At 65.1% G+C, this 12,113-nt stretch carries 10 protein-coding genes and 1 pseudogene; 3 read left to right on the top strand and 8 right to left on the bottom strand.

What is annotated here, in order from left to right; translation table 11 throughout:
* The coding region (locus B2Z70_RS07920; RefSeq protein WP_518167576.1) for a F0F1 ATP synthase subunit alpha at positions 1-855 on the bottom strand (855 nt) is incomplete at its 3' end.
* A gap of 3 nt (positions 856-858) precedes the next feature.
* Positions 859-1,395, bottom strand: a complete 537-nt coding sequence (locus tag B2Z70_RS07915; RefSeq protein ID WP_050752903.1) for a F0F1 ATP synthase subunit delta — start codon at positions 1,393-1,395, stop codon at positions 859-861.
* 393 nt (positions 1,396-1,788) lie between these two features.
* Here B2Z70_RS07915 and B2Z70_RS07910 point away from each other — a divergent pair, with 393 nt between their 5' ends.
* On the top strand, positions 1,789-3,000 hold the full coding sequence (locus tag B2Z70_RS07910) for an aspartyl protease family protein (RefSeq protein ID WP_292982310.1): 1,212 nt from the start codon (positions 1,789-1,791) through the stop codon (positions 2,998-3,000).
* Here the strand turns inward: B2Z70_RS07910 and B2Z70_RS07905 are convergent.
* Positions 2,997-5,177 carry a primosomal protein N' gene (locus B2Z70_RS07905; protein WP_292982308.1) on the bottom strand — a complete coding sequence of 727 codons (2,181 nt, stop codon included), beginning with the start codon at positions 5,175-5,177 and terminating at the stop codon, positions 2,997-2,999. The genes B2Z70_RS07910 and B2Z70_RS07905 overlap by 4 nt on opposite strands.
* Positions 5,178-5,304: 127 nt before the next feature.
* Between B2Z70_RS07905 and B2Z70_RS07900 the strand changes: the two genes are divergently transcribed.
* A complete protein-coding gene (locus B2Z70_RS07900) occupies positions 5,305-5,970 on the top strand; it encodes a DUF484 family protein (protein WP_292982306.1) in 666 nt (221 codons plus the stop codon).
* Positions 5,955-6,896, top strand: a complete 942-nt coding sequence (locus B2Z70_RS07895; protein ID WP_292982304.1) for a tyrosine recombinase XerC — start codon at positions 5,955-5,957, stop codon at positions 6,894-6,896. Before B2Z70_RS07900 ends, B2Z70_RS07895 begins: the two co-directional genes overlap by 16 nt.
* Here B2Z70_RS07895 and B2Z70_RS07890 read toward each other — a convergent pair.
* The 5 genes and pseudogenes from B2Z70_RS07890 to sucA all read right to left on the bottom strand — a co-directional run.
* Complete coding sequence (locus B2Z70_RS07890) at positions 6,893-7,462, bottom strand: GNAT family N-acetyltransferase (RefSeq protein ID WP_009802205.1); 570 nt, start codon at positions 7,460-7,462, stop codon at positions 6,893-6,895. The two genes, B2Z70_RS07895 and B2Z70_RS07890, sit on opposite strands and share 4 nt — an antisense overlap.
* A gap of 111 nt (positions 7,463-7,573) precedes the next feature.
* A complete protein-coding gene (gene lpdA / locus B2Z70_RS07885) occupies positions 7,574-8,977 on the bottom strand; it encodes a dihydrolipoyl dehydrogenase (RefSeq protein WP_292982302.1) in 1,404 nt (467 codons plus the stop codon).
* 154 nt (positions 8,978-9,131) lie between these two features.
* Positions 9,132-9,587, bottom strand: coding sequence for a hypothetical protein (locus tag B2Z70_RS07880; protein ID WP_292982300.1), 456 nt, complete (start codon positions 9,585-9,587; stop codon positions 9,132-9,134).
* 123 nt (positions 9,588-9,710) lie between these two features.
* Entirely contained in the window at positions 9,711-11,240 is a 1,530-nt protein-coding gene (gene odhB / locus B2Z70_RS07875) for a 2-oxoglutarate dehydrogenase complex dihydrolipoyllysine-residue succinyltransferase (RefSeq protein ID WP_009802208.1), read from the bottom strand.
* A gap of 41 nt (positions 11,241-11,281) precedes the next feature.
* Positions 11,282-12,113, bottom strand: a pseudogene (gene sucA / locus B2Z70_RS07870) (2-oxoglutarate dehydrogenase E1 component); the annotation flags it as partial.

Genomic DNA, 12,113 nt, shown 5'->3' with positions numbered 1-12,113 from the left:
CAGCAGCAGCGACATCTGGCGGTAAGCCACGGCCTGCTTGGACAGGTCATCATAGATGATCAGGCCGTGCATGCCGTTGTCGCGGAAGTATTCGCCCATGGCGCAACCGGTGAACGGCGCCAGGAACTGCATCGGCGCCGGGTCGGACGCGGTCGCGGCGACGACGATGGAGTATTCCATCGCGCCGTTTTCCTCGAGCGTCTTGACGACCTGAGCCACGGTGGAGCGCTTCTGGCCGACCACGACATAGACGCAGTACAGCTTCTGGCTCTCGTCATCACCCTGATTCAGTTGTTTCTGGTTCAGGATGGTGTCGATGGCGATGGCGGTCTTGCCGGTCTGGCGGTCGCCAATGATCAGCTCACGCTGGCCACGACCGACGGGGATCATGGAGTCGATCGCCTTGATGCCGGTCGCCATCGGCTCGTGCACCGATTTACGCGGCAGGATGCCCGGCGCCTTCACGTCCACGACGCGACGCTCGGCGGCGTCGATCGGGCCCTTGCCGTCAATCGGCTCGCCCAGCGCGTTCACGACGCGGCCCAGCAGGCCCTTGCCGACCGGGGCGTCCACGATGGAGCCCAGTCGCTTGACGGTGTCGCCTTCCTTGATGCCCCGGTCGTCGCCGAAGATCACGCAGCCGACATTGTCGCGCTCGAGGTTCAGGGCCATGCCCTTCACGCCGCCCGGGAACTCCACGAGTTCGCCGGCTTGCACTTCGTCAAGACCGTACACACGAGCGATGCCGTCGCCCACGCTCAGCACCTGACCCACGTCGGAGACGTCGGCCTCTGCGCCAAAGTTCTTGATCTGCTCTTTCAGGATCGCGGAGATTTCCGCCGCCCGGATATCCATGGCCTACGCCTCTTTCATCGTGTTGCGCAGCCCCTCCAGCTTTGTGCGGAGGGAGGAGTCAAACATGCGCGAACCGACCTTCACGATCAGTCCGCCGAGGATGTCGGGCCGCACTTGCGTACGGATATCCACATCCTGGCCCAATGCGGTTTTCAACGCCGCGGTCAGCTCTTTCAGCTGCGTTGCAGTCAGCTCGTCCGCGGTGGTGACTTCAGCCGAAGTCGCCCCGCGCTTGAGCGCCGCCAGCACCTTGAAGGCGCGCAGCATGTCCTTGATATCGCCCGAGCGGCCGTTATGGGCCGCAACAGCGATGAATTTCTTGGTGAGGTCCTGGGCGCCCAGCTTGTCCGCCAGGGCAGAGAGCACTGCTGATTTTTCAGCCGCGCCATACAGCGGGCTGGTCAGCGCGTCACGCAGATCTGCAGAGTCCGCGAGCACCGCGCCCAGCGCGTCCACGTCCTTCTCGACAGCCTCTGCCGCGCCCGCCTCTTCGGCCAGGTCGAACAAGGCGCGCGCATAGCGCTCGCCGGCCTCGCTCATGATCGCATTATCGACGGTGGTCACCGTTCTGCGCCGCTTTCTTCTCGTGATGCGCGTTTAGACCCCACCAGTGCGGTATTGCCCAAACGCTTGAAGGAACTTGGCTTCTTGCAAGACACACTAGGGTTACCGCCACGTGTGTCTCACAGCCCGGCGCCGAACTAGCACAGGGGTGCGCCCCCGGCAACACCATGGAGTGCGCGAAATAACCTCCTTCTGCGTCCCATGTGCTCCACCGGTCGCCCATTCCTCCGTCAACCCCGTGATCCGGCTCTGGCTGGACAAGGTCAAAAATTAAAGTAAAACTTTATGAACTCGAATTCACGGGACCAGACCAGGCGCATCCTCTAGCGTCCCGCACAACACCAGCCTCCGGCGCGAAAGAACACGGTCATGCCGCTTTGCACACTCTCCGCGATAACGGTCATCGCCGCCGCCAGCCTTGTGCAGGACGTGACGCCGCAAGAGGCTTTTCAGCGCGACATCCGGATCGAACGGCACGCAGAGATGAGCGAGATCGCGTTTGACTGGCGGCTCGACAAGATTTTCATCGCGGCGGAGGTGAATGGCCAGAGCGGCGACTTCATCTTCGACACCGGCTCCCCCACCATTGTGTCGCGCACACTGGCCGACAGGCTCGATCTCGAAATCATCGGGCAGAACACCGGACGGGACGCCCATGGCGCCGATGTGGTGATGGATATCGGCGTGATTGACACAATCAGGCTGGGCGACGTGGTGTTTCACGACGTCCCTGTGATGGTCTTTGATTTTGACGCGCTCGACCAGGGAGGCTGCTTCATCGAGGATGGCGTTATCGGCGCAGAACTCCTCAGGGGCGGCGCCTGGCGAATCGATCTGTCACGACAAACCCTGACGCTCGCCGCCAACGCCGACGTCCTGCCCGCCCTGCCGACCGGTCCCGAGAGCGCGCTGCATGATTTCGGCTATCCGCATCTGCCCATTCTCGACTATGCGATCGGTGAGATGCGCGACAAGGCTCTCTTCGACACGGGCTTCGGCGGCGAGCTGGCCCTCTTTGAACGGGCGGCGGAAACACAGGATGTCCAGCAACGCATCATCCCGGGCACGCTTGAAACCGGTCGGGGCCGGGCCGGAGAATCAGCAGGCGGCTGGGCCGCCCCCGAGCCGCTGACCCGCGCCCGGCTCGAGGGCGTCTCACTCGACGGCCACACCCTGCCCCGCCTCTCCGCAAACCTGCGCCCGCTCGCGCCCACCCTGTTCGGCGCCGGTCTCCTGAACACGTATGTGATCACGCTCGATTATCCTCGAGGCCGGATCCGGTTCAGCCCGCTGGCCGAACCCCTGCCCGCTCACCCCAAGCAGGATTTCTCCATTGCGCTTGTGGACGATCATCCCGAGCTGGTCCGTCTTTATGACAACACCCCGGCGTCGCACGCAGGTCTGGAGGTCGGCGACGCCGTCCTGTCCGTGGATGGACGACGGCTTGAGACCGAGCCCCAGCAGGCGCGGTGCGAGACGGCCCTCTGGCTTGCTGACACGCTGGACGCCCAGTCCGTTCAGACCCTGACGATCTGGCGCGATGGCGAGGCGCGGACGATCCGATTGGAGCAACAGCGCTAGAGGAACGAATACGGCTCGATATCGAGCACCACCCGGACCGCTGAGGGCGGTTTGATGCGGCCCATCCAGGCGCGCATATAGGCCGAGACATCCACATTCCGGGGCGCCTGCACCAGAAAGCGCCGCCGCCAGCGCCCCCGCACCACGCCCAAAGGCGCTTCGGCGGGGCCAAACACCTGCACGCCCTCTGACACCGGCGCGGCGCGGGCGATGGCGAGGCAGGCGTCATCGAGCTGCGCCGGGTCCGGACTGGAGACGATGAGGGCGGCCAGCCGACCAAAGGGCGGCAGACCGAGTATCTCGCGCATGCTGCGTTCGGCGGCCAGGAACGCATCCCGATCCCCGTTCGCGAGCGCCTGCAAGGCTTCGTGCTCGGGGTTCCAGGTCTGAAGGATCGCCCGCCCCGGACGATCCGCCCGCCCGGCCCGCCCCGCCGCCTGCACCAAAGTCTGATAGGTGCGCTCGCCGGCGCGCAGATCCCCGCCCGCAAGGCCGAGATCGGCGTCCACCACGCCCACCAGCGTCAGATGGGGGAAGTTGTGGCCCTTCGCCGCGATCTGGGTGCCCACCAGAATGTCGATCTCGCCCTGCTCCATGCGCTGGACGATGGAGCGGACGTCGTCACCGGTCTGGGCGGTGTCGGACGAGAACACCTCCACCCGCGCTTCGGGAAAGCGCTGTCGCGCTTCCTCGGCGACGCGCTCGACGCCCGGCCCCACCCCGATCAACGAATCAGCCTCGCCGCATTCAGGGCAATGTTTCGGCTTGGGCATGGAGAAGCCGGTGACATGGCAGACAAGGCGTCCGGTATAGCGGTGCTCCACCAGCCAGCGGTCGGCCTCGGGGCTTTTCATCTTGTGCCCGCACGCCTTGCACAGCACCAGCGGCGCAAAGCCGCGCCGGTTGAGATAGAGCATGGCCTGCTCGCCACGCGCCAAAGTCTCCGCGACGGCCTTGTGAAGCGGCGGGGACAGCCATTCGCCCTTCTCGGGCGGGCTTACGCGCAGATCCAGGAGCTCGATATCAGGCAATACCGCTCCGCCCGCGCGGCTCGGGAGCACCACATGCACATAACGCCCGGCCTCGGCGTTCACGAGGCTTTCAAGCGACGGCGTGGCGCTGGCGAGAATGCATGCCGCGCCCTGAAGCTTGGCCCGCGCCACCGCAAGGTCGCGGGCGTTATAGGTGAGGTTCTCGTCCTGCTTGTAGGTCGGGTCATGCTCTTCATCGACCACGATGCCGCGCAGATGAGTGAAGGGCAGGAAGATCGAGGAGCGCGCCCCCGCCACGATCCGCGCCCGACCCGACGCCACTTCGCGCCAGGTGCGGCGGCGGTCCTTGTCCGCCAGCCCGGAATGCCACAGCGCAGGCTCCACGCCGAACCGGTCCCTGAAGCGCTTCGTGACGGCCTGGGTCAAAGCGATCTCAGGCAGCAGGACCAGAATCTGCGCCTCGGGCTCGCGCCGCATCAGTTCGGCGATGGCCTCGAAATAGACTTCGGTCTTGCCCGAGCCGGTCACGCCATCCAGCAGCGCCGCCTGAAACCCGCCCGCCGCCACCAGACGCCGCAGGGTCGCGGCCGCTTCCGCCTGCACGGCGTTCAGCTCGACACCCTCGCGATAGGGGTCGGGCGTCTCGAACGGCGGATCGACGGGCGCCTCCTCGGCGCGCAGACCGCCCGCATCCGCCAACCCCTTCACAACCGAGCTCGACACGCCCGCCCGGCGCGCCAGCTCGGCCGCGCTGGCCGGGCCTTCCTGAGCGGCATCCAGCACCGCCCGACGCGCCGGCGTCAAACGCGCGAGGATCTGCCCGGTCGGATGGTAGAGCGTTTCGGTTGGCGAGGGCTTGAGCGCGCCGGGGCTTCTGAGGACCGCCCGCAACACAACGCCCGGCGGCTCCACCAGATAGCGCGCCGCCCAGTCGACAAACTCGCGCATGGGCGCGCTCAAGGGCGGGCCGCCGCGCAGATCATCCAGCGTCTTGAGTTTCCGCGAGCCGTCTTCGGGCCCCACATCCCACACCACGCCCGGCGCGCTGCGCTTGCCCAGCGGCGCCAGCACATGATCGCCCGGCTTCACGCGCACGCCGTCGGGAACCGCATAATCGAACGGTTCAGGCAAGGGCATCGGAAACAGGACCGAAGCGCGTTGCGGAGTTGAGTCGGGTTCGCTCACGAAAGAGGGCGTCCTGGCGCGGATTGATTCTGGATCAGTGTAACAAAGGGCAGGACGAACGACTCAGGGTTAACGCATTCACAAGCCGGGTCTGGCAGGTAGATCAGGTTGGCATGGAGTTCGATCAATGACCGCCCTTGAAACGCTGGACATAGAATCCCTGCGCGCCGCTTTGCGCGAACGTCCCGAGATCATCACCGGCGACCCGGAGCTGATGGCGCTGGCGCGTGATGCGGACAGCGGCGGCAGCGTGGTCGATCTGGCGCAACGCCGTCAGAAGAAACTCGAGAAAGACCTGCGCAAGGTGCGCGCCACCAATGACGCGCTGATCGCCCTCGCCAAGGCCAATATGGCCGCCCAGGCCCAGACTCATGCCGCCGTGCTCGCCATTCTGGAAGCTGAAGACCTCGCCGCACTCGACCACAAGCTCGCCAGCCGCGTCGCAGGCGCGCTGAGCGTGGACGCCGTGCGGGTGTTCCTCGAAGGCCATTCCCCGCTGAAGGACGCCAGCGCCATTCTGGGCTGTTCGCCCGAATTGACCCAGGCCTTGCTCGATGATGACAGCGAGCGACTGGGCCTTGTGAACGGGCGATTCGCCGACGCGCTCTATGGCCCGCTGGGCCCCAATCTGCGCTCTGAAGCCATCGCCCGCATGGAAATCGGCGGCCATCCGGGCATTCTGTGTCTGGCCAGCCGGGACGCGCGCGCCTTCACGGCGGATCAGGGCGCCGACCTCATCCACTTTCTCGCCCGCGCGCTCGAGCGCCGGATCGCGCCATGGCTACGCAGCTAGCCGAACCCTCTCTGAGCGCGGACAAGGCCCTGTCCGCCTTTCTGAGCCATCTGGAAGGCGAGCGACGGCTGAGCCCGCGCACGGTCGAAGCCTATGACCGCGATCTGTCGGGCCTGTTCGAATTCCTGACCGGGCATCTGGGCGGACGGCTGACGCTGAAAGCGCTCTCCCACCTCTCCAGCGCGGACTGGCGCGCCTGGCTGGCGGATCGCCGCCGGGACGGGGTGGGCCCGCGCACCCTGCAACGCGGCCTGTCCGCGGCGCGGACCTTTTTCAGCTATGGGCGCAGACGCTGGGGCCTCGACAACCCTGCGCTCGGCCTCGTGGAATCGCCCAAGGCCCAACGCCGCCAACCGCGACCAGTCAGCGAGAGCGCGGCGAAATCCCTGCTCAAGGAAGCCGAAACCGGCGCCAAGGAGCCCTGGATCGGCGCGCGGGACGCCGCGGTGCTGAGCCTGCTCTATGGCTGCGGCCTGCGCATATCCGAAGCGCTGGCCCTGACCGGCCGCGATCATCCTCTGCCCGAGGTGCTGCGCGTGGCGGGCAAGGGCGGAAAGACCCGGATCGTGCCGGTGCTGCCCGCTGTGCGACAGGCGGTAAGCGCCTATGTCGACGCCTGCCCCTACCAGATCGAACGCGATGAACCGCTGTTCCGCGCCAGCCGCGGCGGCCCCTTGCAGGCCCGCGCCATGCAAAGCGCGATGCAGACCCTCAGAAGCCGACTCGGCCTCCCCTCAACGGCGACCCCCCATGCCCTGCGGCATGCGTTCGCCACCCATCTTCTGGCCCATGGCGGGGATTTGCGGGCGATCCAGGACCTGCTGGGCCATGCCTCGCTCAGCACCACCCAGATCTATGCCGATATCGAGCAGAGCCGATTGATGGCGATCCACGCCGCCACCCATCCGCGGGCGCGAAAGGCCTAGCCCCGGTCGCGCGCGTAGAGCCGAACGGTTTCTCCGCTCTCGTCCGTCTCTTCGGTGATGAAGGTAAAGCCGGTCTTTTCCAGCACCCGGATCGAAGCCGTCAGGTGCGGCAGGGTGCGTGCGCAGACCTTGCGCACCGCGTCATGGCTGAACGCCCAGCCGACCAGGCCTTCCACCGCTTCGGTGGCGAGGCCCTGTTCGCGGAAGCTGGGCTGCATGGCGTAACCGATTTCCACCACGCCCTCGGCATCAGGCGGGCCGTGAAACCCGCCCACGCCCACAGCGCGATCCAGCCCGTCCGGCGTCCATCCCATGAGGAAGACCCAGCCGCGCCAGCCCGCTTCCTCAGGGGCCCGGTTCAGGATCTCGAGTTTCTCAGCGAGCTTGGGCTCATCATCGGTCACCGGCGGCCAGGCGGCTTCTCGCTCGGCGCCCAGCGCCTTGAAGAAGGCGGGCCGGTCCTCGATCTGGAGCCGGGCGAGCTCAGCGGTGATGGCGACCAGTCGCAAGCGCGCGCCTCGGATTTCGAGGGGCATGCGATCCTCTGTCTGCGCTGATGTGGTCATCGGCAAGCCTCCCGAGACGGTCCGGACGCGTTATGACGCACCGCCACACAAATGTCCTCAGACATTTTCGTGACATAGTCCCAAACGCGCCCGGAGGAAGTCTGGGACAGCCTACATCTGCATGGTCCAGCCTTCGACCCCCATGGCCGCCTGGCGGACGGCCTCGGACAGGGTCGGGTGGGCGTGGCAGGTGCGGGCGATGTCTTCGGACGCCGCGCGGAACTCCATCGCCACCGCCAGCTCGGCGATCAACTCGCCGGCGTTCGGGCCGACGATATGGGCGCCCAGGATCTCGTCGGTTTCCGCATCCGCAAGGATTTTCACGAAACCGTCGGTGGTGTGGTTGGTGCGCCCGCGCGAGTTCGCCATGAACGGGAAGGCGCCGGACTTGTACTTGCGGCCTGCTTCCTTGAGCTGTTCCTCGGTCTGACCGACCGAGGCGATCTCGGGATAGGTGTACACCACGTTGGGGATCACGTCGTAATTGACGTGGCCGGCCTTGCCGGCAATCAGCTCGGCGACCGCCGTGCCTTCATCCTCGGCCTTGTGGGCCAGCATCGGGCCGGAGGTCACATCCCCCACCACCCACACGCCGTCAGCGGACGTCTTGAAGTGATCATTGGCGATCATGCCGCGCTTGTCGGTCTCGATCCCGACAGTCTCGAGGCCCAGGCCTTCCGTGTACGGACGGCGCCCGATGCAGACCAGCACGATATCGGCGTCCAGCACCTCTTCATCGCCGCCCTTGGCGGCTTCGGTGGAGACTTTCAGCTTGGTCTTGAGCTTTTCAACGCCCGTGACCTTGCGCGACAGCTTGAAGGTCATGCCCTGCTTCTCGAACAGACGCTTGGCCTGTTTAGACACCTCGCCATCCATGCCCGGCAGGGCGCGGTCAAGGTATTCGACAACGGTCACTTCGGCGCCCAGGCGACGCCAGACCGAACCCAGCTCCAGCCCGATCACGCCCGCGCCGATCACGATCAGCTTCTTGGGGACTTCCTTGAGCTCCAGAGCGCCGGTGGAAGACACGATACGCTCCTCGTCAATCTCCACGCCCGGGAGCGGGGTGACTTCGGAGCCCGTCGCGATGACGATGTTCTTGGCCGAAAGCTCGGTTTCCTTGCCGTCCTCATCAGTGACGATCACCTTGCCCTTGCCAGCAATACGCCCCTTGCCGCGCACATGATCGACCTTGTTCTTCTTGAACAGGAATTCGATGCCCTTGGTCAGGCCGTCCACAGCGTCGTTCTTCTGGCCCATCATCTTGTCGAGCTTGAGCGAGAGCTTGCCGACCTCGATGCCCATGTCGGCGAAATTCTTGTTTGCCTCTTCATAGAGCTCGGAGGCGTGCAGCATGGCCTTGGACGGGATGCAGCCCACATTCAGGCAGGTGCCGCCCAGCGTCTTGCGCGTTTCGATACACGCCGTCTTCAGACCCAGCTGGCCTGCGCGAATGGCGCAGTTATAGCCGCCGGGGCCGCCGCCGATAATCACCACATCATATTGATCTGCCATGGGTACACCGTCATCGGTAAACGCGCGCCGCTGCGGCGCGCCAAGGAGGGGTTAGCCGCACCCTATACCTGCCCGACCCCGCGTCAATGCGGCGAAGGACGCAGAGCGGCCATGCATTTACAGGTCGGCGTACCGGAGAAGGCTTTCAACCCCGTTACCGCAGGAGTCCCGCCTTCACACCCCAGGCCGCAACCCGCCAGAAGGCGACAAGGCTCAAAAAGATCACGACAGAGAAAATCACCCCGCCCATCCCGTTCATCAGCTCATAGGCCGATGTCAGGCCGTAAAGGTAGGCGGCGCTAATGATGTATGTGGCGATGGAAACCAGAAAGAGCGGCGCGGCGTATTTCGTCCGGATCAGCAAGGCGACGCTGCCCAGCACGGCGCTCCAGACCGCAATGGCCCAGACCGCCTCGTACCAGAGCGGGAACCCCAGATAGAAGGCCAGCTGCTCTTCGGTGAAAGCGGCCAGATACGCCTCATTGCCCATCTGGGTGAGCGTATAGTCCATCGCGCCGAAGCCGTTCCAGATCAGCGCCAGAACGGCCACGATCCAGAACCAGATGGGTGTTTTCGGGCGTTCCGCCCCGGTTTCGATTGCATCGGTCATCAGAGTGCCTCCCCCAAGGTATATCCCTATTCTAGCCCTCAAGCCGCCCTCTCGCCCAGCCCCAAACGACAAGCCCCGGCCGTTTCCGGCCGGGGCTGATCGCTTGAACCTGAGACGGGTCGACTAGATGTCGAGCAGAAGGCGCTGCGGGTTCTCAAGGCTTTCCTTGACGCGCACGAGGAAGGTCACGGCCTCCTTGCCGTCCACGATGCGGTGATCATAGGAAAGCGCCAGATACATCATCGGGCGGATCTTCACTTCGCCATTGATGGCGACCGGACGCTCCTGGATCTTGTGCATGCCAAGAATGCCGGACTGGGGCGCGTTGAGGATCGGGCTCGACAGGAGCGAGCCATAGACGCCGCCATTGGAGATGGTGAAGCTTGCGCCCTGCATGTCCTCGATGCCGAGCTTGCCGTCACGCGCGCGCTTGCCGAGATCCATGATGGACTTCTCGATGCCCGCCAGCGACAGGTCGTCGGCATCGCGCACCACCGGCACGACGAGGCCGCGATCGGTGCCGACCGCCACGCCCATATCGTAATAGTTCTTGTAGATGATGTCCGTGCCGTCGATCTCGGCATTGACCGCCGGGACGTCCTTGAGCGCCGCAACGCAGGCTTTCACGAAGAAGCTCATGAAGCCCAGCTTCACGCCATGCTTGGCGACGAAGTCGTCCTGGATTTCCTTGCGCAGGGACATGATCGCGCTCATGTCCGCTTCGTTATAGGTGGTCAGCATCGCCGCAGTGTTCTGCGCGTCCTTGAGACGGCGGGCGATGGTCTGACGCAGGCGGGTCATCTTCACGCGCTCTTCGCGCGGGCCTGTTTCACGCGGCTTGGACGAAGCGGACGATGCCGAAGACGAGGACGACGGCGCGGTTCCGCCCGACTGGACAGCCTTGAGCGCATCGCCCTTGGTCACGCGGCCATCCTTGCCGGTGCCCTCGACCTTGCTCAGATCGAGATTGTTCTCGGCCGCCACGCGGTTGGCGGAGGGCATGGCCTTGGTGTCGCCCGAAGACGAGGACGAGGACGCCGCCGCTTTCGGCGCGTCATCAGACTTGGACGCCGACCCGCCAGACGCCGAGGCGCCTTCACGGATTTTCGCAATCACCTGATCGGGGGTGACGGTGTCGCCTTCGGCCACGAGCTGTTCTTCCAGAACGCCCGCCGCCGGCGCCGGCACTTCCACCGCCACCTTGTCGGTCTCGATCTCGAGAATCGCCTGGTCCTGCTCGACAGCCTCGCCCGGCTGGACCAGCCATTGGCCAACCTGCCCCTCGGCGACGCTCTCGCCCATGACCGGGACCTTGGCGTCGATCAGCTTGCCGCCGCCGGACGTGCCGTTGGCATCGGATTTCGGATCGGATTTTTTCGCAGGCTTGTCGTCAGAGGCCTTGGAGGCGGACGCGCCCCCGCCTTCGCCCATTTCCGCCAGCGTCGCGCCGATCTCCACGGTGTCGCCTTCCTGGGCGACGATCTTGGAGATGACGCCATCTTCCTCGGCGCGCACTTCCACCGACACCTTGTCGGTTTCCAGCTCCACCAGGATGTCGTCTTTCTTCACGGCGTCGCCTTCGGAAACCTGCCATTCGCCGACAGTGGCTTCGGAAACGGATTCGCCGAGGGTGGGGACGGTAATCTCGGTCATTGGGTGCTCTTTCCTAGAACGGTCTTCGTGCGGGCGAAGGCTTACGAGAGGGCTTCGTCAATGAGGGCGGCCTGCTGGGCCTGGTGCTTGGACAGGAGGCCCGTCGCCGTGGACGCCGAAGCGGCGCGGCCGGCATAGCGGGCGCGCGAGCTCTTGGTATTGGACTTCTCGAGGCAGAATTCCAGGTACGGCTCCACAAAGCTCCAGGCACCCATATTCTTGGGCTCTTCCTGACACCAGACCACATCGGCGTTCTTGAAGCGTTTGAGCTCGTCGATCACCGATTTGGCCGGGAAGGGATAGAACTGCTCCACGCGCAGCAGGTAGACGTCGTCGATCTTACGCTCTTCACGCGCTTCGAGCAGATCGTAATAGACCTTACCCGAGCACAGCACGACGCGGCGGATCTTGTCGTCAGACGTCAGCGGAATCTCGGCGCGGCCGGTGGCCACGTCAGAGCGGCCCTCGCGCACCTTCATGTCCGCATCATCCCACAGCACGCGGTGGAAGCTGGAGCCTTCGGAGAACTCCGCCAGCGGGCTGATGCAGCGCTTGTGGCGCAAAAGGGATTTCGGGGTCATCAGGATCAGCGGCTTGCGGAAGCCCCGGTGAATCTGACGACGCAGGATGTGGAAATAGTTCGCCGGCGTCGAGCAGTTGGCGACCTGCATGTTGTCTTCGGCGCATTGCTGCAGATAGCGCTCGAGGCGGGCGGAGGAGTGCTCCGGACCCTGGCCTTCATAGCCGTGCGGCAGCAGCATCACGAGGCCGGACATGCGCAGCCATTTGCGTTCGGACGAGGAGATGAACTGGTCGATGATGACCTGGGCGCCGTTGGTGAAGTCGCCAAACTGGGCTTCCCACATCACCAGC

The sequence above is a fragment of the Oceanicaulis sp. UBA6590 genome (assembly GCF_002433705.1).
In the GTDB taxonomy this organism is placed as follows: Bacteria; Pseudomonadota; Alphaproteobacteria; order Caulobacterales; family Maricaulaceae; genus Oceanicaulis.
The sequence above is the reverse complement of the archived record's forward strand: the minus strand, read 5'-3'. Positions and strand labels throughout refer to the sequence as shown.

What these genes read in the sequence shown, in the direction of transcription:
- B2Z70_RS07895 (WP_292982304.1), top strand. Translation starts at nt 5,955, where the DNA reads ATGGCTACGCAGCTAGCCGAACCCTCTCTGAGCGCGGACAAGGCCCTG.
- B2Z70_RS07890 (WP_009802205.1), bottom strand. Translation starts at nt 7,462, where the DNA reads ATGACCACATCAGCGCAGACAGAGGATCGCATGCCCCTCGAAATCCGA.
- B2Z70_RS07900 (WP_292982306.1), top strand. Translation starts at nt 5,305, where the DNA reads ATGACCGCCCTTGAAACGCTGGACATAGAATCCCTGCGCGCCGCTTTG.
- odhB (WP_009802208.1), bottom strand. Translation starts at nt 11,240, where the DNA reads ATGACCGAGATTACCGTCCCCACCCTCGGCGAATCCGTTTCCGAAGCC.
- B2Z70_RS07910 (WP_292982310.1), top strand. Translation starts at nt 1,789, where the DNA reads ATGCCGCTTTGCACACTCTCCGCGATAACGGTCATCGCCGCCGCCAGC.
- B2Z70_RS07915 (WP_050752903.1), bottom strand. Translation starts at nt 1,395, where the DNA reads ATGAGCGAGGCCGGCGAGCGCTATGCGCGCGCCTTGTTCGACCTGGCC.
- lpdA (WP_292982302.1), bottom strand. Translation starts at nt 8,977, where the DNA reads ATGGCAGATCAATATGATGTGGTGATTATCGGCGGCGGCCCCGGCGGC.
- B2Z70_RS07880 (WP_292982300.1), bottom strand. Translation starts at nt 9,587, where the DNA reads ATGACCGATGCAATCGAAACCGGGGCGGAACGCCCGAAAACACCCATC.